General features: G+C 48.6%; 15 protein-coding genes. 3 read left to right on the top strand and 12 right to left on the bottom strand.

From position 1 onward, the window contains the following. Positions 1-625 precede the first annotated feature (625 nt). Both trhA and rnr read right to left on the bottom strand, forming a co-directional pair. The gene (trhA, locus tag ACOMG9_RS22580) at positions 626-1,264 is read right to left on the bottom strand and encodes a PAQR family membrane homeostasis protein TrhA (RefSeq protein WP_448218874.1); all 639 of its coding nucleotides are present in this window, start codon (positions 1,262-1,264) and stop codon (positions 626-628) included. 184 nt (positions 1,265-1,448) lie between these two features. Further along, on the bottom strand, positions 1,449-3,980 hold the full coding sequence (rnr, locus tag ACOMG9_RS22585) for a ribonuclease R (RefSeq protein WP_448218873.1): 2,532 nt from the start codon (positions 3,978-3,980) through the stop codon (positions 1,449-1,451). 235 nt (positions 3,981-4,215) lie between these two features. On the opposite strand from rnr, the gene ACOMG9_RS22590 reads away from it, so the two are divergent. Further along, positions 4,216-4,887, top strand: coding sequence for an OmpW/AlkL family protein (locus tag ACOMG9_RS22590; protein ID WP_448218872.1), 672 nt, complete (start codon positions 4,216-4,218; stop codon positions 4,885-4,887). A gap of 45 nt (positions 4,888-4,932) precedes the next feature. Here ACOMG9_RS22590 and ACOMG9_RS22595 read toward each other — a convergent pair whose 3' ends face one another. The 4 genes from ACOMG9_RS22595 to ACOMG9_RS22610 form a co-directional block, all read right to left on the bottom strand. Then, a complete protein-coding gene (locus ACOMG9_RS22595; protein ID WP_494529459.1) occupies positions 4,933-6,225 on the bottom strand; it encodes an adenylosuccinate synthase in 1,293 nt (430 codons plus the stop codon). Between the two features lie 135 nt (positions 6,226-6,360). Further along, positions 6,361-7,545 (bottom strand): ATP phosphoribosyltransferase regulatory subunit, encoded by a 1,185-nt coding sequence (locus tag ACOMG9_RS22600; protein WP_448218870.1) that lies wholly within the window; start codon positions 7,543-7,545, stop codon positions 6,361-6,363. Positions 7,546-7,661: 116 nt separating this feature from the next. Further along, positions 7,662-7,847, bottom strand: a complete 186-nt coding sequence (locus tag ACOMG9_RS22605; RefSeq protein WP_317146501.1) for a DUF2065 domain-containing protein — start codon at positions 7,845-7,847, stop codon at positions 7,662-7,664. A gap of 1,032 nt (positions 7,848-8,879) precedes the next feature. After that, positions 8,880-9,107: a hypothetical protein gene (locus ACOMG9_RS22610; protein WP_494529460.1), complete on the bottom strand. Its 228-nt coding sequence runs from the start codon at positions 9,105-9,107 to the stop codon at positions 8,880-8,882. Between the two features lie 284 nt (positions 9,108-9,391). On the opposite strand from ACOMG9_RS22610, the gene ACOMG9_RS22615 reads away from it, so the two are divergent. Then, positions 9,392-11,437 (top strand): death domain-containing protein, encoded by a 2,046-nt coding sequence (locus tag ACOMG9_RS22615; protein ID WP_494529461.1) that lies wholly within the window; start codon positions 9,392-9,394, stop codon positions 11,435-11,437. Positions 11,438-12,384: 947 nt separating this feature from the next. On the opposite strand, the gene hflC is transcribed toward ACOMG9_RS22615, so the two are convergent. From hflC to miaA, 5 genes are all read right to left on the bottom strand, one after another. Continuing rightward, positions 12,385-13,263, bottom strand: coding sequence for a protease modulator HflC (gene hflC / locus ACOMG9_RS22620; protein WP_422135700.1), 879 nt, complete (start codon positions 13,261-13,263; stop codon positions 12,385-12,387). Further along, positions 13,260-14,438: an FtsH protease activity modulator HflK gene (gene hflK, locus ACOMG9_RS22625; RefSeq protein ID WP_422135701.1), complete on the bottom strand. Its 1,179-nt coding sequence runs from the start codon at positions 14,436-14,438 to the stop codon at positions 13,260-13,262. The genes hflC and hflK overlap by 4 nt, the downstream gene beginning before the upstream one ends. Before the next feature lie 531 nt (positions 14,439-14,969). Next, positions 14,970-16,259: a ribosome rescue GTPase HflX gene (hflX, locus tag ACOMG9_RS22630; protein WP_448218868.1), complete on the bottom strand. Its 1,290-nt coding sequence runs from the start codon at positions 16,257-16,259 to the stop codon at positions 14,970-14,972. A gap of 261 nt (positions 16,260-16,520) precedes the next feature. Continuing rightward, entirely contained in the window at positions 16,521-16,778 is a 258-nt protein-coding gene (gene hfq, locus ACOMG9_RS22635) for an RNA chaperone Hfq (RefSeq protein WP_317144701.1), read from the bottom strand. 306 nt (positions 16,779-17,084) lie between these two features. Then, positions 17,085-18,074, bottom strand: coding sequence for a tRNA (adenosine(37)-N6)-dimethylallyltransferase MiaA (miaA, locus tag ACOMG9_RS22640; protein ID WP_448218867.1), 990 nt, complete (start codon positions 18,072-18,074; stop codon positions 17,085-17,087). A 317-nt stretch (positions 18,075-18,391) separates the two neighbouring features. Here miaA and ACOMG9_RS22645 point away from each other — a divergent pair, with 317 nt between their 5' ends. After that, positions 18,392-20,227 (top strand): autotransporter domain-containing protein, encoded by a 1,836-nt coding sequence (locus ACOMG9_RS22645; protein WP_494529462.1) that lies wholly within the window; start codon positions 18,392-18,394, stop codon positions 20,225-20,227. Positions 20,228-20,438: 211 nt separating this feature from the next. On the opposite strand, the gene mutL is transcribed toward ACOMG9_RS22645, so the two are convergent. After that, positions 20,439-22,379, bottom strand: a complete 1,941-nt coding sequence (mutL, locus tag ACOMG9_RS22650) for a DNA mismatch repair endonuclease MutL (protein WP_422135705.1) — start codon at positions 22,377-22,379, stop codon at positions 20,439-20,441. Between the last annotated feature and the right edge of the window lie 67 nt (positions 22,380-22,446).

The raw sequence follows: 22,446 nt of genomic DNA on the forward strand, positions 1-22,446 counted from the left end.
AACAATACCCTGTGATCTACACCATTGAGGGTCATCTGGTACAGGTCAAGGTCCTGACACTCCCCGCCCTATCGAGGCTGTCGCAAAAGCCCAACAACTCGTTCCCACGCTCTGCGTGGGAATGCATACCTCCCCTGAAAAGCGGACTCTGCAGCTCGAGATAAGTATGGATTCCCACGCTGGAGCATGGGAACCAGAGTTTTGCGACAGCCTCAATCGGGCGAGGGTTCTTGATCGCTCAAGAACGTTTCTGTTTCATAGTTCGTTGCTCAGGGAACAGGCTTGGTTATCGCATAAAAGTTCCGCAGTGGGAGCTTTTACGATGGCGAATCAACGGGGGCGCCTAGCCCCATGCTCCCCAAGTCTCACACAAACTCCACAGACTTAACATCCCGTCTGCCCGACGGTAGGTCTACAAGAGACAGGACAAAAGGTAGCAGTTTACCTACAAACACTCAACCGGAACGCTCTACGCGTTCCCGCCTTATATCCCCGCCCGCATTGGGCGAGGCTTTACGGCGAAACTGGTAACACCCCATGACTACAAAAAGCGATGAATGGCTGCCTGCCACCTCACACTAACACGAGCACTGACAACAGTTCTGCCCCATAGCCTGATCTGGAACTAACCGGCAGGCAGTACGTGAAAAAAAACAGCAAAGAAATGACAGACACTACCGCCCAGAACAAAAACATGCCAGATAGCATGGTTAAAGGGCAGCTTTTTCCACAGGTAAAAAACCGCCCCAAGAGTATAAGAGAGGCCACCCGCTAACAGCCAGCAGATACCCTCCAGCGATACCTTGCTGGCCAACTCTTTTGACGCAAAAAGAACCAGCCAGCCCATCAAAATATAAGTGGCTACCGAAAGTTTTTTAAAGCGTGGACCAAACCAGACTTTAAAAACAATGCCCGCAATAGCCAACAGCCAGATAATGGCAAACATGATCCAGCCCAATGTTCCCCTCATGCTGACCAGTAAGAACGGGGTATAGGTTCCGGCGATCAGAAGGTAGATGGAACAATGATCCAGCAGCTTGAAGACCCTCTTGGTGTTCTCATGCTGGATACTGTGATAGAGCGTGGAAGATAGAAAGAGCAGTATTAGCGTTGCCCCATAGATACTGAAGCTGACAATGCGCCAGACATCATGCTGTTCGGCAGCATAGGTTACCAAAAGGGTCAAACCGGCCACACTGAGCAGAGCGCCCAGACCGTGGGTGATACTGTTTGCAATCTCTTCAGCCAGGCTATATCTGGCCATGAGGTTGTTTCCTGTGTCGGTGTTGACTGACATCTTAACACTCGGAATAGGCTATTTAGCCCGGATAATACTCAAGATTCTGGTTAATGTCAGAGCAGATTACAAAGAAAGATCAACTTGCTGTTCACCGATTGCTGAAATCATTAGGCGTCAAATTGGAAATTGCCGCCTGACCGCTTTCAAATCACTTAGCCTTTCTCTTTCTCGGCTGTCTGTCGGCCGGTTTTGCAGACGACTTTTTATTCGTTTCTGGCTTTTTACCGGCTGAGGATTTACCGGACTTCTTGCCGGTACTTTTAGCCTTGGCTTTTTGCTTGCGAGTGGTTTTTTTCTTTTTACCTGTAGTTTTCTTGCCCGATTCTTCAGACTTTGCTGCATCCAGTAAAGCTCTTTTTGCGGCCCGACTCTTGGCCACACTGGTTAATGGCTTGCCACCTTTTGAGGGGCTTTTTCGCGATTTGCGGGAACGTGAAGGTCTCTGCGCAGTACCTGTGGATAATTCGAAATCAATTTTCTGGTCATCCAGATTGACGCTGGCCACCATGACTTCGATATCATCACCTAATCGATAGCTTCTGCCGGTTCTTTCACCCACCATACGATGATGAACAGCGTCGTAATGATAATAATCATCCGGAAGGCTAGTGACGTGTACCAGACCTTCTACATAAATATCATCCAGGGCGACAAACAGGCCAAAGCCTGTAACGGACGAAATGACACCGGAATACGTCTGTCCGATATGCTGCTGCATGTACTCGCACTTCAGCCAATCCATAGCATCCCGTGTAGCTTCGTCTGCCCGGCGTTCTGTCGCAGAACAGTGCTCTCCCATGGCCAGCACTTCACTGCCATCATAGGGATAAATGGTCTTTTTATTCATCTCTCTGGCACCCACGCGAACAACATGCCGGGTTTCAACAGAAGAACGAATAATATGACGGATAGCCCTGTGCACCAGCAGATCAGGATAACGACGAATCGGCGAAGTGAAGTGCGCATATTCGTCAAAAGCCAGTCCGAAGTGCCCCTGATTATCCGAAGTGTACACGGCCTGACTCATAGAACGCAGGACCACTGTCTGGATCACATTGTAATCGGGGCGATCTTTAACCGATGCCAACAAAGCCTGAAAGTGAGCGGGCTTCAGCTTGCCAGCAGGCAGCGATAAGCCAAGACTGGCAATAAAGCTGTTCAGATTGAGCCGCTTCTCCATAGAAGGCCCTTCATGCACGCGATAGAGCCCGGGAATCTTGTGTTTCTGAAGGAATTTGGCCGCACAGACATTGGCGCAAAGCATGCATTCTTCAATCAGTTTGTGCGCGTCATTGCGGACAGCAGGGACAATCTTTTCGATTTTTCGGTTACGACCGAAAACGATCTGTGTTTCTACCGTTTCAAAATCAATAGTGCCACGGTCAGAACGAATACTTTTCAGAACCTTGAACAGGTTATAGAGTTCTTCTACATGGGGAAGAACCGCTTTTCGTTCGCGACGTAAAGCCTTGCCCTCATCACTGAGTGGCTTTGATAGCATTTCCCAAACCTGGGTATAAGTCAGACGGGCATGGGAGCGGATCAGACCCTCGTAGAACTTGTAACCGGAAATTTTTCCATTGCCACTGATGGTCATTTCGCACAGCATGGCCAGACGATCCACTTCAGGATTCAGAGAGCAGAGCCCGTTTGACAATACTTCCGGCAACATGGGAATAACATGTCCCGGGAAGTAGACAGAAGTGCCCCTGTTATAGGCTTCTTTGTCCAGTGCTGTTCCGGGCTTCACGTAATGGGAAACATCAGCAATGGCTACAAATAAACGCCAGCCGCCGCTTTTTTTGGGTTCACAGTAGACTGCATCATCAAAGTCACGGGCATCTTCGCCATCAATGGTAACGAAAGGCGTCTCTCTCAGATCAACACGGTGCTTTTTGTCCCGCTCAGCCACTTCCGGCTTGAACCGGGCCACCTGCTCTTCCACTTCAGGAGGCCACTCATGAGGAATGTCATGGGTGCGTAATGCAACGTCCACTTCCATTCCGGCATCTTGTCGTTCACCCAACACTTCTTTGATCAGGCCCATCGGCTGAACACGTCGGCCAGGCTGCTCAAGGATTTCAACCAGAACATATTGCCCATGGCTGGGCATCAAAGGGCCCGGCTTGATGAGAATTTCGCGATCAATTCTGGAGTTTTCCGGTACGACAAAAACATTGTCGTTTTCTATGTAAAAGCGACCCACCAACTGGGTGGTATTACGCTCTATGACTTCAACAATCTGACCTTCAAGTCGTCCTCTGCGGTCCACTCCGGTTTCACGAATGACCGCACGATCACCATCAAAAGCCTTGCGCATTTCACGCCATGAGAGGTAGTAATCTTCGCCGCCCTCATCAGGAATCAGGAATCCATAGCCGTCCTTATTACCCTGAATACGCCCTTTGATCAGATCCATTTTACTCAACAGACCGTAGGTTCCCTTGCGGGTTTCCAGTAGCTGACCATCACGAATCATAGCTTTAAGGCGGAATAACAAAGCTTCCTGCTGCTCAGGCAGAGTTACACCCAACTCACGGCACAGTAACTTATGGCTTGCCGGAGCCCCTCTCTTTTCCAGAGTCTCCATAATAAAAAGACGACTGGGAATCGGGTTGTCGTAGCGAGCTGCTTCATCAGCAGCCTGGGAGTCCAGTTCTTTCCACCCTTTTTTGGGCATAGGGTTTATTAACCTCTCTGTGATCACATAATGTCTGTATGCAGTGTAACCCTACTCCGGGTAACTAGCGCGCATCTTTGCTTAGTATGCCCACACTTTCAACTTAATTCCTACCGCATATGCGTTGGCAGACACGACGATGCATTGATTCAGATCAATATTGCACCACGAACAACTAATTAAAATGTTAATAGTTAACAAAGAAACTTTCTACACACACCTACAAGGGACCACCATGAACAGAAACGTTCTCTCACTCACTATTGCTGCAGCAATTGCTGTTTCTGCTACCTCTGCTCAGGCTTATGAGGCCGGAGATTTTATTTTCCGGGGCGGAGTAGCCAGCGTTCAGACCAATGTTGACAGTGGGGGATTAAAAACCAACGGGTTTGAGGAAAAAAACAAAACAGTTGACGTCAATAATGACACTCAGCTGGGACTCTCCTTTACCTACATGCTGTCGGATAAGTTTGGTGTTGAGCTGCTGGCAGCGACACCGTTCAAACACACTCTGAAAGGAAAAGGTGATCTGGCAGGATTGGGAGATTTTGCCGAAGTTAAACACTTACCACCGACTTTGAGCCTGCAATACTACCCGATGGACAAAAACGCCAGGTTCCAGCCTTACCTGGGACTTGGTTTGAACTACACCGTTTTCTTCAGTGAAGATTTCAAAGGCTCCGCCAGTGATACCTTCAGCGATCTGGAACTGGACAGTTCATTGGGCCTGAGTGGACAACTGGGCTTTGACTATCAACTGAACGAGCATTGGGCCGTGAATGCTGCTGTATGGTATATGGACATCAATACCACAGCGAAGTTCAGGGACGACTCTGGACACCGCTACAAGCTGGACGCAGAACTGGACCCACTGGTTTACATGGCCGGTGTTTCTTACAGGTTCTGATGGCGAAGAAGCCCCCGCCGCCAGTAAATCCGGCGGGGGACCGGATCAGCCGAAAGGCTGTTCCAGAATAATGGTTTCTACACGATCCGGGCCGGTAGAAACGATATGGATAGGTGTTCCCACCACTTCTTCCAGACGGCGGATGTAGGCGCGGGCATTTTCCGGCAGATCATTCAGGCTCCTGGCACCAAATGTAGACTCACACCAGCCGGGCACTTCTTCATAAACCGGTTGAATTGCTTCGTACTCTTCTGCATCCACAGGGGTCGTAATGGACTCACCCCGGGCATTCTTGTAACCGGTGCAGATCTTGATAGTTTGCAGGCCATCCAGAACATCCAGCTTGGTCAGACAGAGACCGGATACGGAGTTGATCTGAACAGACTGACGCAGAGCCACAGCGTCAAACCAGCCACAACGACGGGGACGGCCAGTGGTCGCACCAAACTCATTGCCTTTCCTGGCCAGGTGCATACCCACATCGTCAAACAGCTCGGTCGGGAAAGGACCAGAACCGACACGAGTCGTGTAAGCCTTGGTAATACCCAGAACGTAGTCCAGATAGAGAGGGCCAAAACCACTGCCGGTAGAAACACCACCGGCTGTGGTGTTGGACGAAGTGACGAATGGGTAGGTACCGTGATCAATATCCAACAGAGAGCCCTGAGCCCCCTCAAACAGAATGTTGTCACCCTTGCCATGGTGCTCATGAACCTTGTCGGTCACACGCTCAATCATAGGTTTGATCTGTTCACCCATGGCCAGTGCTTCATCCAGAGTCTTCTGAAAATCTACTGTATCAGCCTTGTAGTAGTGCTCCAGAGCAAAGTTATGGTACTCCATGACTTCTTTCAGTTTCTGGGCAAAACGCTCAGGATGCAGAAGATCGGCAACACGCAGTCCACGGCGAGCTACTTTGTCTTCGTAGGCAGGGCCAATACCACGACCGGTGGTACCGATTTTGTCCTTGCCTCGTGCCAATTCACGGGCCTGGTCCAGGGCAATGTGATAAGGAAGAATCAGCGGGCAGGACGGGCTGATTCGCAGACGTTCACGAACAGGAACGCCACCTTCTTCCAGCTTGTGAATCTCTTTCAGCAGAGCTTCAGGAGACAGAACTACGCCATTACCGATGTAGCATACAACGCCTTCGCGCAGAATACCGGAAGGAATCAGGTGCAGAACGGTTTTTTCACCGTCGATCACCAATGTATGGCCGGCATTATGGCCGCCCTGGAAACGCACAACCGCTTCTGCCTGCTCAGTCAGCAGGTCAACGATTTTGCCCTTACCTTCGTCACCCCATTGAGTGCCGAGTACGACAACAGTCTTACCCATGGTAAACGGTCTCTTACTTTCTAAAATAAACAGACATGACAAAGTTCAGTTCAAAACATTTTCTGAACCGACTCTCATGCATCTGTGACAGGCCGGAGAAGTTTAACTGAAATCAATTTCGATCAGACTTCCGGGTTATTCTACAACCCACTCTCCGTCACGGCAGACCAGCTGCCGGTCGCAACCCGTGCCTGCAGCGTCTGTCTCTTGTTCAGGCAGTTGGTAAACTACCCGTTGTCCCTGGCGACGCAGTTTCTTTACAACAGCAGGATCTGCAGCAACAGGGGCAAATATCGTCATTCGTTCGTCACTGGCATCCGTTTTCAGATCCGGAAGGCTCTTCAGCTCAATTAACGTCTTCAGGTCTGTACTGAAACCGGTAGCAGGGCGGGCTCTGCCAAAGATCCGCCCAATGCCGTCATATCGGCCGCCTTTGGCGATCGCCTGTCCCTTTCCGGGAACATACGCAGCAAACACGACGCCTGTATGATAGTTATAACCGCGCAACTCACCCATATCGAGGTAGAGGTTAGCTGACGGGTAAAGCTCAGCGACCTTGCCGGCAATCACTTCCAGCTGGTCGAGCGCTTTGAAAACAGCCTCAGGCGCGTCCTTCAGAACCGCACGGGCATCATTGATGACACTGGCATGACCTGTCAGGGATGTCAGCGCTTTAAACATCTTTGCGGTGCCCGAACAGATTTGCCAGCTGGCCAGCAGTTCAGATACTTCACACACCGCTTTTCTTTGCAGAGCATCAAACAGTTTCTGCTCCTGCTGTTCACTCAGTCCGGCATACTCCACCAGTGAACGATAGATCCGCACATGACCCAGATCGAGGTTCACAGACTCAATACCGATCGCTGCCAGTGTTTCCAGCATCAGGGAAATGACTTCAATATCACTCTCGACGCCGCCATGACCATAAAGTTCTGCACCCAGCTGAATGGGCGACCTTGTGGCTCCCAACGACGCTGAACGAGTGTGAAACACGCTGCTCGCGTAGCAAAGTCGAACCGGCCCTTTTGCTTTCAGGGTGTGGGCGTCAATTCTGGCAACAGCTGGCGTGGTATCCGCCCTTAACCCCATCGTTCTACCCGTGAGTTGATCTGTTACTTTAAACGTCTGCAACTCCAGATCGCGGCCCAGACCAGCTGTCAGTGACTCCATGAACTCCAGATGAGGAGGAATCACCAGCTCGTAGCCCCAGCAATCGAATAAATCCAGCATCTCACGACGAAGCATTTCTGCCTGACGTGCTCGTGGAGCAAGAATTTCCTCAATGCCATCTGGCAATAACCAGCGATCTGCGACGGTCATAACAGCCCTCTTTTTTTCGCTTTTACCACTGTGCCAGAAGTCTGTTGGACTAAAGGCTGTCCTGAGGCGGACAACTCAAGTCTGACAGGCTCCTGGAGCGATAAACTATTCCGCTTTTACGTGAGCATACTCAGAATTATGAGTCCTACCAACATGCTGCCAAAACCTGCCATGCGCAGCTGCCGGTTATCAATCTCTGACAACTTTGTGACCATATTGCGCCAGCGCTGGGGATACAAAAAAGGCAAGACGCCTTCCAGAACCAGCATCAGACTCAAGGCTATGCCCAGATGTTGCAACATATCCACAGGATGACTCCCCAAAGCTTTTAGTCCGGACAGGTCCACAAAAAAACCGGGCAGAACCCGGTTTGCGGTATCATACCACTGGCTGAAGCAGACTTCACGACCAGTAGTCGATAATTTATCAGTCTCTGATCAACCGGCAAGAGCAAAAGCACTGTTTCATTTCTTCATCGTCAGAGATCGCAACCCGCTTTTTGTGAGCCTGTCCGTTGGGAAGCGATCATCCGGATATAATGAAACTCAATCAAGGCCCTCACTCTACCGCTGATTCTGGATGGCGCATTGCCATTTTTGTATCCCCGACGCCGACAAATATGTTAACAAAATTGCCAATAATTGATAAACGACAGCTTTGAACGACAGGCTCTATCAGCAGACAGGACTCGCAACTACAACTGTACCTGCGCAAGAGAAGCATAATCAGTCGCCTGCGATCAGAATAGATCGCCTCTGTATCTTTTCTTCATTCCCAAAATTCTTAAGCCATGAAACAGGATAGCTTCGATTTTGAAAAACACAAAAAACGTGAAATTACCGTTTATGTCTTCCCGTGCAATTCTTCTGAGCTGGCACGTTGAACATGAACAGATGGGAGATAAATAATACAGCTTCAGATTTAGGGTCTATTGTTATGCCTCAACAATAAAAATCTATGGGCAAATTCAATTATGAAAGTAAAAAGATTTCTCACTATGGCTCGCCTGTTTCTGTTATTCGCTCTGTCGGTCATTTTGCCGGTCTCCGGTCATAGTTCTGCTGTTTCCGATCTATTGAGCTGGGCGGGATGGGGGGACTCCTTCAAATCCCCGAAGACAACAGAATTTATTAATAAAATGTCGTTTATAGAGAACAATCCGTCTCTTCACCTTGTTTACGATCTTAAAACTGCTGATGATAAAGGCAAGACAATTGAACTGGAAAAAAATCAGCTTTATATCCGTCTGAATAGCAAAGCAGGCGATATCTTTCATTTTTGTTTCAGAACCCCTCCCTCGTTATCCGCAGGAAATTTTCCCTCCCCACCAGTAATTACAGAGGCTTTAACAGGGCAGGGTATGCCTGATATTCAGGCCGGAGGAATGAGAGTGGTCGAACTGACACCAGACAGTGGTGGCTGGCAACATGAATATTTAGCCAGATGGCGTTTACCGGCTGGTAAAGCGTCGTTGGTCCTGTCGGTTCAAGACAATAATGCATGGCGTATACAACCAGAGTGTAGTGGTATTTTTTCACAAAGCACCGGTCTACCGTCACCATCCGGTGGCAACACTTCTGGTAACAATACTTCCGACAATAAAAAGCTATCATTTGTCGATATTTTTTTCCGTAACCCTCAGGTTCCGGAAAACGGGTTCAATAATCCTGACGATACCAGCCGTTTCAATGGGCCTTCTGTAGTACCTCAAACCCCTGAGACCGCAGATAACAGCGAGCTATACACAAACTCCGGCGGTGGCGGTTTTGGTGGCGGCGATGATTCAGACGATTTATTTAAAAAAAGGCCGGGAGGTGGTATGGCTCCCCTTTACTCTTTTGAACTGATGAGTGAACTGGTCAGTAGAATAGTCCTGGTGCGTCTCCCCGACACTAACGGTCAGGCTGTTAAGAAACGAGTTTGGGATACCCGGATTGTTCTCAAAATCAAGCGTGGCTGGAATGAGCAGACCATCCTTATTTCACAACATCTGTGGAATAAGATAAAGGGTGCAAACCTTGAGCGGAATCCGCGACTTTTTATGGCATTGCTCAGGAATCCGGATAATCCGGAAGCAGCATTTGATCATTACCAGAGCAACAACCCGGAACAGACAGAAGACTATCGTGTTTATACAGAACAAGAGTTCATTTTAAGCCCTAAGCAATTAATTAGTGTTTCAGTATTTCCGGGCAGCTGTCCAACGGGGATAAGTTGCCCGAAAGGTACTGAAACCACTGCAAAAGATGCCAGAGTTGATCTGAAACCTCCCTCCTACAGGCAATCTCAGGAGGCCTACAGTCATCATAATCGACGCCTCTTCGGTGAAAGCGGAAATGGGGAAGACGATGGTTCCGGCGGGGCACCCAACAACGTGTATTGCCAACATTGTCAGAGACAAAAACCTGTAGTCTTTAACAATATGTGCTTCGACTGCGCTAATGCTGGCATGGTTGCATTTGAGCGGGATCTCAGCGAACCGCCTCCTATTGTAACAAGTAAGGAAATACCGGTAGCCGTGGCAGAGTGGGTTGATACCTCAGCGATCAGACTAACACGATGGCTCGGTGAACTGGTCTATGAAAGACGAGAGTCGGATATTTTTCACTCCAGCCATTTCTACAAAAAGTATGAACTTTATAACCTTCTAACTGAAAATATTTTACAGCATAAAGAGACTCTGGAAAAATTTCACAAGTACTGGGTTAAATTTTCCAGAGGTTCAATATCTGCTGGTAACTTGATTCTACAGGTCGGTGTGCTGGCTAAGAATCATGGAATCGACAAGCATGTTGAAATAGCAAGAATTGTTAAGACACTGGCCCGTCACCGGGACATATTTGAGACCCAGGCCTTTTTGAATCAATTCACAGAAAACAAATTAGCCAGTGAGCTGATAAGCAATAATCTTGCGACACATAACGAGTTATATAATCTCGTATATTCACAAGTAGATAACCAAAAGAAAAAAGAATTAATGGATTTTATTTATCAAATATTCAAACAAACCAGTGATTTACTGGCAGAGAAAACGGTTCCTTCGACATATGACACATTCAGATATTTAAGCGAGTTATCCAGAGAACTGTTTAGAGATTATCGTTTTGGCTTTCCGAATTATAGAGATGGTCAGCTGGATATTATCCCCTGGGGCTTTGGACAACATACCTTTATTACTGAATCTAACGTACATAAATTAGAAAGGAATTTGCAATCTCAAACACTTTATGGCGTTGGATTTTATATTTCTGACAATAATCCATCCACACCTGAACAAGTTATGGCTATATTCACCGGCTTGGCTATTTTAAGCACAACACTCGTGGAATGTGGCGAGTTTATGCACAAACTTTCTCAGGATCAACGTCAGCTTTTCCTTTATTTTGCCAAGACTGCCAGAAAAGAACTTATTAATTTACTGAACTCAACCAGTTCAGAGCAAAAAAATGCGTTCTTAAACAGTATGTTTTTCGTCTTTGGCGAGATTCCCAGAGAATTGGCTGATGAACTGGCTCAGGAACAGCCATCCACACCTGTCAGCGGACTGGCTGCTATGCGAACAGCGGCAGAACCCCAGCGTGAGCAAACAACAGGATACACTCTGGACTCACCTTTACCAGAAAAAATATTCATAGATTATGGTTACGAGATAGGTACTAAATGGAAAATGTTTGCCAGACGTACGGAAGGAGGTTTTAGAGAACCCCAATTAGATGCTATAGATCATGATAACAGACAACTCTTCGATAAGGTGATGGCAATGCTGTACCAATGGAAGCGAGGCTCTCGTCGACCTATTACCTTCAGAGACTTCCTAAGTACCCTTAAAAAAATAGACCGAAATGATATTAGAAGCTCAATAGAGCAAAGATATAATCTTCCTCAAATATAGAGTTTTTAAAATAGCTCCGCTATTTAACTCATATTCAGCTAAAACAACCATCTCATTATCGTATGACAAGAGATGGTTGTTGTGCTCTCGTCTAACCACCTAATGTTCTTTCAGGAACTTTCCTCACAGACAGTTTTCTGGCCAGTATGCGAGCGCCAAAATATCTACCACAATTCTGCTAACTTCCTATTCCTCTGTAGCGACGATTTCGAGACAAAGCTTGGTATGAAAGGGTGAATAGGTGACCGATAGCAAGTATTCTGCAAGCCTATTACCTCAAGCAGTCAGCTTTCGTGCAACGCACCCATTGACTGGCAAAGATGGTGACCAAAGGAAACTGGGTTGTCTGTCTGGATCACACCAACTGAGACTTTGGTCAGTTCAAAATCAACATCATGATGGTCGCTAAGTAGGAGTTCGACATTCTCGCGAAGGAAGTCGTCATTCCCGCGAGGGAGGCTGTTGCAAAACTCTGGTTCGCATGCTGCAGCGTGGGAAGCGATACCCATCTCGCACTGCAGAGTCAGCTTTTCAGGGGAGGTATGCGTTCCCACGCAGAGCTTGTTGGGCTTTTGCGACAGCCTCAGAGCTTGGGAACGAGTTGTTAGAGTTTTGCGACAGCCCCCTTCGCGGGAATGACGGGAGTGAAGCCGGGAATCATTCAGCTTGAGTTAATAAGCTTGCAGCTATATCTGCTGGAGAGTAGCCACTCACCCTTTTATATCAGGATTCCTTACGAAACTGCCCCCTACAGAGCTTCTATTCGTAGCCTGTTTCGCTGTGCAGGATAAGAGGGGAGCCCTCACCCCGTGAAGAAGCCGAAGGCAATAGGCAGGCTATGGCCGAGGTTGCAACATACTCACAGGTCTCTGGTCAGCCATCAAGGGCAGAGGCACTGCTTCAGTTCATCCGAACTTCCGCAATGCCCTGCCCGGCAAACTGTCCGCTTACTTTTTGCTACCTGAGTGACTGTTCAGATAGTTGAAGAAATCATTATCCGGTTCCAGCAACAGGATGTCGCCTTTACTGTCAAAGGACTCTTTATAAGCCTGAAGGCTACGATAGAATGCGTAAAATTCAGGGTCCTGACGGTAAGCCCCGGCATAAACTTCTGCCGCCTTGGCATCGCCATCACCTCGAACAATCTCTGCGTCCTTGTAGGCGTCTGCCTGAATAACGCGCTGTTCCCGGTCCGCATTAGCACGGATACCTTCAGCCATTTCCTGACCTTTGGAGCGGTATTCCTGAGCCTCTTTCTCACGCTCGGAAGACATACGTTCGAAGACCGAGTCACTGACCTGAGGTGGCAGGTCTACTTTTTTAACCCGGACATCCACAACAGTCACACCCAGCTCTTCTCTGGCCACTTTATCCAGGTTGCTGGTGATATCATTCATCAGCTTGTCACGCTGACCGGATACCACTTCATTCAGTGTCAAACCACCAAACTTGTTACGCATTCTGGATTCAGCACGCTGGGAAAGCAGCGTGTTGGCACGATAAATGTCGCCGGCTGTCGCCTTGTAGAACTTGGCGACATCTGCTATTCGCCACTTGATGTAAGAGTCCACAATAACCGCTTTCTGTTCCAGTGTCAGAAAACGTTCTGATGGCACTTCGAGATGTTGCAGACGGGCATCGAAAATACGCACGTTGTCTACAAACGGGAATTTCAAATGCAGACCCGGTTTCAGGTTAGGGTTCACCAGCTGACCAAAACGCAGTTGCACTGCACGCTCACGCTCGCTGATGACAAAGAGACAACTCCAGGCCAGAACCAGGATGACCAGACCAGCGATCAGAGCTGTAAAACCTTTCTGACTCATCGACCAACCCTCCCACTGCTTCGTGCACTGTTCACTCGCTTGCTCAACTCCTCTGCAACGCGATTACTGATGTCAGTCAAATCCTGACTGCTCAGCTCAGCTGGCTGGGCTGGCATGGATGACTTGCCCTGGGTCAATTTATCCAGTGGCAGGTAGATCATATTGTTGCCACCCTTGACGTCCACCAGTACCTTGCTGGTGCCCTTCAGGACTTCTTCAACGGTTTCGATGTAGAGACGCTCACGTGTCACTTCAGGTGCACGCTTGTACTCTGTCAAGAGCTTGGAGAAACGATCTGATTCACCTTCAGCCCTGGCAATGACTTCATCACGGTAAGCATTAGCTTCCTCAATGGTCCGCTGAGCCTTACCACGCGCTTCAGGGATAATCTTGTTCGCGTAAGCTTCCGCCTTGTTCTTGGCACGTTGCTCGTCTTCCCGTGCACGAATTACGTCATCAAAAGCAGCCTGAACTTCTTTTGGAGGCTGGGCACTTTCAATGTTGACCTTACCGATGCGCAGACCCGTCCCATAGTTTTCCTGGTATTCCTGCAAACGGGCACGAACTTCCTGCCCCAGAACTTCACGTCCCTGGGTCAGTACCTGGTACATCTCGGAGCTGCCGACCACATGACGCAGCGCACTCTGGGTGGCCTGCTCAAGACTCATCAGAGGCTTGGCAACATTCAGAACATAATTTTTAACGTCTTCAATGTTGTATTGGACAGACATGGAGACTTCAACAATGTTTTCGTCTTCAGTCAGCATCTGCTGTCTCAGGTTATAGGTACGGAGTTCGGTCACCTTTTCCAGAAACTTGCTTTCAAAGGGCGGGAAGTATATGTGAAGACCCGGACCAACGGTCTCGGTATATACCCCAAAGCGCAGAATAACGGCGCGCTCTTTTTCATCGACGGTGTAAATTGCGTTCCAGAGGTAGGCAACAATTGCCAGAACAATGATTCCGATAAACATTCCTGAGGAGGAACCGGAATTACTGCTCCCTTTACCTGAACCACCCCCACTCTTGCCACCACCAAACATTGAGTTCAGTTTGTCCTGCAGTTTGCGGAATGCTTCATCCAGATCAGGTGGTCCCTGATTTTTGCCACCACCCTTATTATTTCCACTACCCCATGGATCCTGGCTGTTTCCACCCGGCTCGTTCCAGGCCATATATGTCTCCGTAGAGTCAGTAACGAATTCTTTGCCCAGCTGGTGCGTCAGGACTTGCATCGTCCAAACTGGCTCTGTGAGCAAACTATTTCGCTGTAAAGCTGACCTTTGTCGCAACGACAGGGTAACTCTCTTTACAGCAGTGCGTAAAATCCATAAGGCGATCGGCCTGACAGATATGTGAACCTGACCTTGCCCGGACAGGCATGGCGTCTTTCCGGTCGTGTGAACCAAAGGCTTGACTGAAACAGTGTACATTCAGCAAATCCGGATACCACAACTTTCGGCGACAGACCAAGGCTGATTGTGTCGCTCCGGGAGCCCATCGGACCAAAACTTTTGAGTACGAAACCGCCCTGAGTCACAAAGTCCTCCAGGAGCCTGTCCGACTTAAGCAACCCCAGTAGGACAGTCTTAAGTCCATCAGGCTCCTAGGCCAGATTGTAGAGTTTGGAGAGCAGGAAGTGCAAGCTCATATTAGTAATCGCCGCAACTTCCTGACACCTTGCTGACTATTCATTAACAATAATCCTACCCTTCAATCAGACAACCTGTCTGTAAACCTTCCTGTTTTGCCACCCGTTCGAAGTCACTTCTTGGCATGCGGATATCCAGCAACAGTTCACCTTTGTCAGAATACTCTTCTGTCTGGATAGCACCCATTTGGTACAAGCGTGCCCTCACTTTTCCCTGATTGGCCTGAAGCATCAGACGCCCCTGAATCATATCATTGCCCAGCAATTCGGTGATGGCCTGACCGATTAACTCCAGACCTGCACCGTCTTTTGCACAGACCCAGACTCTTTCAGGTTGTCCATTATCATCACGCTGGATTTTTGGCGCCACCTCAGCCAGCAGATCAATCTTGTTATAAATCTGAAGAATGGGTAGTTCATTGGCATCAATTTCTTTCAGAACTTCATGCACTTCCCTGATATTTTCCAGACGCTCCGGATCATGGGCATCGATCACGTGCAACAGCAAATCTGCCTGACGGGTTTCCTCCAGTGTCGCCCGAAAGGCTTCCACCAGTTTATGAGGCAGGTGTCGAATAAATCCAACCGTATCTGCCAGGATCACCGGCCCCAGATCAGCAAGATCCAGCCTTCTCAACGTTGGCTCCAGTGTTGCGAACAACTGATCCTGTGCATAAACGTCTGACTGAGTCATGCTATTAAATAATGTCGACTTGCCCGCATTGGTATAACCTACCAGAGAGACCTGCGGCACTTCTGCCCTCTTTCGGGAACGCCGTCCCTGGTCACGCTGTTTACGAACTTTTTCCAAACGACGGGTGATGCTTTTGATTCTTGCCCTGAGCAATCTGCGGTCGGTCTCCAGCTGGGTCTCACCCGGCCCCCGCAGACCAATCCCCCCTTTCTGTCTTTCAAGGTGAGTCCAGCCGCGGATTAAGCGGGTACTCATATATTCAAGCTGAGCCAATTCAACCTGCAGCTTACCCTCAAAGGTTCTGGCACGCTGGGCAAAAATATCCAGTATCAGTCCGGTGCGGTCAATGACACGGCATTCCAGTTCTTTTTCAAGGTTTCTGGCCTGACTGGGTGACAGGGCATGGTTAAACAGAACGACTTCGGCTTTGTGCTGAAGCACAGATTGACGGATTTCTTCAACTTTACCGGGACCGACAAAATAGCGGGGAGAAGGAGACCGGACATTCACCGTGATAAAAGCAAGGGTTTCAACACCTGCAGAACGAACCAGCTCCATGAATTCCTGCGGATCTTCCCGTTCCTTGTCTTCACTCATATCCGGATGAACAAGGATTGCACTTTCACCACCTTCATGGCGCTCAAAAAACAAACAAAACTCCTGAAATTATTTTCTTTCGATAGGGGTTATTAACCATTCATTAACAGAACAGGAAATATTGAGACGGTCTGAATTGACCATTAAAACAGACTGCCAGCCCCAATAGTATACTGCCCGGTTATTTTTCTACACAGCTGTTTTTTCCATAAAACAATTTTCATGCTTAAAATGTTTCAATCGTACACGACCTGTTTATGAAACTCATAAACGTCAAAAGGCGCTATAAAGCGCCTTTTAATCAATCAGCAAAACTTATTCTTGCTCGTCGTGCTCGCCCATACCTTCCTGACCCTGCATTGGCAGTCGAACCGGGCGGCTTGGCACTACAGTTGATACTGCGTGCTTGTAAACCATCTGGCTAACGGTGTTTTTCAGAAGGATTACAAACTGATCGAAAGACTCGATCTGTCCCTGGAGTTTAATGCCGTTTACCAAATAAATAGAAACCGGCACGCGCTCTTTACGCAGCACATTAAGGTAAGGGTCTTGTAGAGAATGCCCTTTTGACATTTCTGTACTCCTTATTAATTCTCGGGTTTTGAATAGCCATTGTTCACTTCTAGTTGGGCTATTCGCTCGACCGGCAGTGCCAGTACCTGATTGTTCAATCTGTGTACAGCCCAGAAATTTAGCTGGGCAACAGTAAGCGATGCCCCACACTGCCATCAATAGGTAATACTAGCTACTCATACCGGACCTGCAGAAACTATTGCAGGTGCTCACGTACCAGCCTTTTCCAATGCACTTTGTTAATGCTTTAACCAATACAAAGCTGAGGTCAGGAGACTTGTACAGAAATCACTTTCTTATTATTCCTTATTTAAGGACGGGCTTCAGCCATTTCAAGGCATCTTCCAACCGGTTTTTCGACAAACTGTCCAGCCAATGAATATCAGGCCAGCTTCTGAGCCAGGTCAACTGTCGCTTGGCCAGTTGTCGGGTAGCGATTATCCCTTTTTCCAGCATGGTGGAATAGTCCATCTCTCCTTGAAGATACCCCCAAACCTGACGATAACCAACCGCCCTGATAGAAGGCAGGGAAATATCCAGGTCTCCCCGCTCGTATAAAGCCCTGACTTCATCCACAAAATGGTGCTCCAGCATAAGTTTGAAGCGGGTTTCAATGCGCTGATGGAGCACTGATCGATCCCCGGGAGCAATGGCCAGATTCACCAGATTATAAGGCAGTCGACTGGTTGCCTGCTCCTGATGCCAACGGGAAATCACCTTGCCTGTGGCATAATAGACCTCCAGAGCTCTTTGCAGACGCTGAGTATCCGTCGGTCTAATACGAAGAGCGGCTACAGGATCAACTGTCTGAAGCTCGTCATGGAGCGCCTGCCAGCCCTCAGACTCAGCCCTTCTCATCAACGCTTCCCTGATCCCGGCATCTGCCGCTGGCAAAGTTGCCAGACCGTCTCGAAGCGCCTTGAAATAGAGCATGGTACCTCCCACAAGGAGAGGTATGTTTCCCTTATTAGTAATTTCCGTCATTTCCCTGAGAGCATCCTCACGGAAGTCAGCTGCAGAATATGGCTCGGAAGGGTCGCGGATATCAATCAACCGATGAGGAGCCCTTGCCAGTTCCTGTGCAGAGGGCTTGGCCGTTCCTATATCCATGCCTCTGTAGACCAGTGCCGAATCAACACTGATCAACTCACAGGGCAGTCTCTCCGCCAGCTGGATAGCCAGATCCGTTTTGCCCGATGCAGTGGGCCCCATCAGAAAAATAGCCGGTGGCTGTATTTCTTCAGAAGAAAGAGTCTGTGGCTGTTTTTCTTCAAAAGAAAGCGGTTCGGATGCCATAAACAGAAAAATAATGCGTTATCAGAAAAAACGGGGAGCTGAGTGTACCCGAAGCCTTCCCATGATCAAAAGCTTTGGACTGAAAACTTACCAAAGAGTTCCGCAAGTCTAAGCGAAGATGTTAAAATTTTTTTTACCAATTTGTTGCTGCCACACCAGGGCAGTCTATTCTCGGACAGGCTTCTCAATTTTTTTGGAACACACAAACAATGGAATGACTGACACAAACTGATCAAAAACACGGGTTTATCATGAAAGCAGTCCCCTTTTTATCACCCTCTTACCGAAAAGTACTCTCAGTAGCAGCCTTTTCCTTAATGCTATCCCCTGTAAAAGCTAATGAACTTTATAGTCAGTTTTATAGTTTTGGAGACAGTATTTCAGATACCGGCAATCTGAAAGTCCCTTATGCCGGACGGTTGGTTCCATTAAAGTTCTCAGACAAAACTTTATACAACCAGAATATTGCCGGCACAATGGGGTTTGATTTTCGCCCCTCTATGGATGGCGGCAATAATTTTTCCGTGAGTGGCAACTCCAGTGAGGAAATCCTTTTATCCGTCACGTCAGATACCCCTTATGTGCCTTTAAATCTGGATTTTTTCAAGAATCAGACGCAAGACAGTTTCTTCATGAGAAGCCATGGACAGGCAGATAAAAAAGCCATGTACATGATTCTGGGCGGTAGCAATGATGTTGAATTCGTGACAAACAACTTACGAACTCCCCTGAAAGCCGCTCAGGACCTGGTAGGCACTGCCAATGCACTCCATAGCTATGGCGCTCGTTATATCATTATGCTTAATGTTCCCAACCTTGGAGAAACGCCGGGAGGAGAACATTTGCTGGCTGGTACGCGTGATCAACTCAGAATGGTCAGCAAAGCGATTGATGATGCCGTCCTCACAGAACTCCAGAAGTCCACTGCCAATATCTTCTATCTGAATTTGTATGGTCTGGTGAAAGAGGTATCCGATAACCCGGCAGCCTTTGGTTTTGTTGATCTTTCCCCTGAAAACGCAGACATCACCTGTATGGTTGCGGGCGTTCCCACAGGCGTACCCTGCGAAAAGCCCGATCCCGCTACAGTTATGGGCGGAGACGATAGAGATCGCATCATCACCGGGGTTGCACAGAAGTCCATATTCTGGGATGGCCTGCACCCCAGCAGCGCTATGCACAAAATAGGGAGCGATTACATTTTGTCAGCCATCAGGGCGGCTACCGAAGTCGGCAGCCTGCCAAGAATCGCAGACTCTCATTCAACCACATTGGACAGCAGTATTTTTAATGAGCTGGCACTGCATCGCTGGAAAGACGCAGAGCCGGGTACCCTGTCATTCTTTGGTGGCGGAGCCGGCGCAGAAAGCCAGATTTATGACGCTGTTGCCAGGAAAGCCAATGACAATAAGGGTTTCGTAATCCATGCAGGCCTACACTATCAACTGACAGAAGAATTCAAGCTGGGTGTCGCCTTACAGGGCGCTGAAACACACTACAAACCTGAGCAGTCCGACTATAAAACCAACAGTATTGGTGGCAGCCTTTTTACCAGTTATCAGGGGGAAAGGTTTTTTTCCAATACGGCATTGAACTATCTTGACCTCGATTACGACAACAAGCGTGGTTTCCATCTGGGTGCCTTGACACGCAAAGAAAGCAGCTCCAGCTCGGGCAAACTCTATGGTTTAAGCATGGACGCAGGCTATGCACTCTACGACAATGGACAGCTAAAGGCAGGCCCTATTGTTTCCGCCAGCTATCATAAATCATCGGTCGACGGTTTTACCGAGTCCGAAAATAACTTGTCCTCTATGGTATTCGGTGATCAGGAGCTGGATTTCAAAAATGCCGCAGCAGGTGTTTTTCTGGATGCGATAAACGACAAAACACGTCTTGGTATTCAGATTGACTACAACAAGGATCTCAATGATGACGACTTGAGAACCATTCAACTGCGACAGAAATTAACTCCCCGGATGGCCTATTTACCCGCTGATATCAGTAGCAAAGATGCCTGGCGAATGAAGTTAAGAGTAGGGCACAGCCTGACAAACGACGTGGAAGTTTACGGCAGCTACCAGTTCAGCAAGGCTGATGACCATCAGACCGATTATCAGGCCTTGCAACTGGGTATTTCCTGGTCGATCTAGTGCGTCTGAGCCTTATATCGTTAACTTACTCACATTCCGCCACCCCCACGAAAGCAGGAGTACAACGAATGTTGGATTCCCGCTTCTGAGGCTGTCGCAAGACCTCTGGTTCCCATGCTTTCAGGCCCTGTGGGTCCCAGCGTGGGAACGAATTGTTAGCGTTTTGCGACACGCTCTTATTCGGGAATGACGGCTGTGTGAGTATCGGCTCCTAACGCCCTCGTAAAAACAGTTTGTCCAACTGATCCAGTGTCAATAACGTCCAGGTAGGTCTTCCGTGATTACACTGTCCACTGCGTTCCGTCTGCTCCATATCCCTGAGCAGAGCGTTCATTTCTTCGATGGAAAGACGACGGTTAGCTCTTACCGAACCATGGCAGGCCATGGTGGCCAGCACTTCATTCATCTGACTTTCCACACGATCACTGTCACCGTGCTGCATCAGATCTGACAAAACATCACGAACCAGCTTTTCAACATCAGCATTGTGAAGCATGACCGGCACTTGTCGAACCAGTAGCGTTTCCGGCCCCATTCGCTCAAGTGTTAATCCAAGCTTTTTGAAGTACTCATAATTCTCTTCTGCACAGGTCGCCTCACGATCGCTGACAGCTATTGATTTTGGCACCAGCAGGGGCTGGGCTTTAATACCATCGGCATGCCAGGAAACTTTCATCCGCTCGTAAGTAATGCGCTCGTGAGCAGCGTGCATGTCCACCAGAATCATCCCCTGCTCGTTCTCAGAGAGAATATAAATACCTTTCAACTGCGCTATGGCAAAACCCAAGGGGGGTATATCTGCTGTCTGCTCTGGCAGATTAACAGATGCAGGCTGAGCAGCTGGCGCATCATTGACGGCCAGTGGCTGACTTTCCTGGACAGAGCTTCGCTCAGTGGCACCAGAAGCATAGAGTTCACTGTAGACCTGAATCTGCTTCTGAATCTGATCTGGCTGAGGTGTTTCTCTTGCCTGTCTTGCACCTGCCGATGCTGATGGCTGCCCGGAAGACGCACCATAAGAATGGGAAGCGGTTGCTGGAGCTGGCGACAGCGGCATACTTTCCTGACTTTTGAACTCGCCACCTTCAACACCTGAAGCCCGGGCCTGGGGTTGTGAAGAGAGAGCGGCTGGTGGCAACTGATCTTCTGGAGACACCTCTCCCAGAGCACGATGCAGGGTACTGAACAGAAAATTATGGACGGTTCGACCATCCCTGAATCGAACCTCATGCTTGGTGGGGTGAACGTTGACATCCACCAGCGCCGGATCAAGCTCAAGATACAAGACAAAGGTTGGATGCCTGCCGCCATAGAGAACATCGCGATAGGCCTGACGAACAGCGTGTGCGACCAGTTTATCCCTGATCACGCGGCCATTGACGAAGAAGTATTGAAGATCAGCACTGGAACGGGAAAACGTTGGCAATCCTACCCAGCCCCAAAGCTTGAGCCCGGAAACATTAACATCAACAATCACCGAGTTTTCAATAAACTTCGGACCACAAAGGGAAGCCACCCGGCGATCTTTCTCAGCCTGAGTGTTACAGGGTCTTAGCTGATGAATACTGCGCTGGTTATGTCTGAGACCAAACCCAACATCAAACCGGGACAGTGCCAGACGCTTCACGACTTCTTCAAGATGGGAAAACTCGGTTTTTTCCGTCCGCAGGAATTTACGCCTTGCAGGGGTATTAAAAAACAGATCCTTGACTTCAATCGTTGTACCCACGGGGTGGGGTGCCGGATTAACAATAGCCTCCATGTCACGCCCTTCGGTACGAACCTGCCAGCCAGACTCCTGACCATCAACATGTGACGTTAATGTTAAGCGTGAAACCGAGCTGACCGAAGCAAGGGCTTCACCACGAAAGCCCAGAGTCCCGACACCTTCCAGATCTTCCAGTTCAGAAATCTTGCTGGTGGCGTGTCGCGACAGAGCCAGTGCCAGATCATCTTTGGCAATGCCATGTCCGTCATCACGAATACGGATCAATTTGACACCACCATTTTCTACCTCGACATTCACTCGTTTGGCACCGGCATCAAGACTGTTTTCCAACAGTTCTTTAACAACCGATGCGGGACGTTCAACCACCTCACCGGCAGCAATCTGGTTAGCAAGTCGGGTATCGAGTAAACGAATAGGTTTCATAAAAGGCAGGTCAGTCAGTCCGGTTTTATTGCCAGAAAGACTATCAGCCTCTATCGACTTTTGCCAA

The organism is Endozoicomonas sp. PH6C (assembly GCF_059322965.1).

Coding starts and splice junctions, on each gene's coding strand:
- rnr (WP_448218873.1), bottom strand. CDS start 3,980: ATGCCCAAAAAAGGGTGGAAAGAACTGGACTCCCAGGCTGCTGATGAA.
- ACOMG9_RS22605 (WP_317146501.1), bottom strand. CDS start 7,847: ATGTTGCAACATCTGGGCATAGCCTTGAGTCTGATGCTGGTTCTGGAA.
- hfq (WP_317144701.1), bottom strand. CDS start 16,778: ATGTCAAAAGGGCATTCTCTACAAGACCCTTACCTTAATGTGCTGCGT.
- mutL (WP_422135705.1), bottom strand. CDS start 22,379: ATGAAACCTATTCGTTTACTCGATACCCGACTTGCTAACCAGATTGCT.
- miaA (WP_448218867.1), bottom strand. CDS start 18,074: ATGGCATCCGAACCGCTTTCTTTTGAAGAAAAACAGCCACAGACTCTT.
- ACOMG9_RS22595 (WP_494529459.1), bottom strand. CDS start 6,225: ATGGGTAAGACTGTTGTCGTACTCGGCACTCAATGGGGTGACGAAGGT.
- ACOMG9_RS22590 (WP_448218872.1), top strand. CDS start 4,216: ATGAACAGAAACGTTCTCTCACTCACTATTGCTGCAGCAATTGCTGTT.
- ACOMG9_RS22615 (WP_494529461.1), top strand. CDS start 9,392: ATGAGTGAACTGGTCAGTAGAATAGTCCTGGTGCGTCTCCCCGACACT.
- trhA (WP_448218874.1), bottom strand. CDS start 1,264: ATGGCCAGATATAGCCTGGCTGAAGAGATTGCAAACAGTATCACCCAC.
- ACOMG9_RS22610 (WP_494529460.1), bottom strand. CDS start 9,107: ATGGTGACGGTAGACCGGTGCTTTGTGAAAAAATACCACTACACTCTG.
- ACOMG9_RS22600 (WP_448218870.1), bottom strand. CDS start 7,545: ATGACCGTCGCAGATCGCTGGTTATTGCCAGATGGCATTGAGGAAATT.
- hflK (WP_422135701.1), bottom strand. CDS start 14,438: ATGGCCTGGAACGAGCCGGGTGGAAACAGCCAGGATCCATGGGGTAGT.
- ACOMG9_RS22645 (WP_494529462.1), top strand. CDS start 18,392: ATGCTATCCCCTGTAAAAGCTAATGAACTTTATAGTCAGTTTTATAGT.
- hflC (WP_422135700.1), bottom strand. CDS start 13,263: ATGAGTCAGAAAGGTTTTACAGCTCTGATCGCTGGTCTGGTCATCCTG.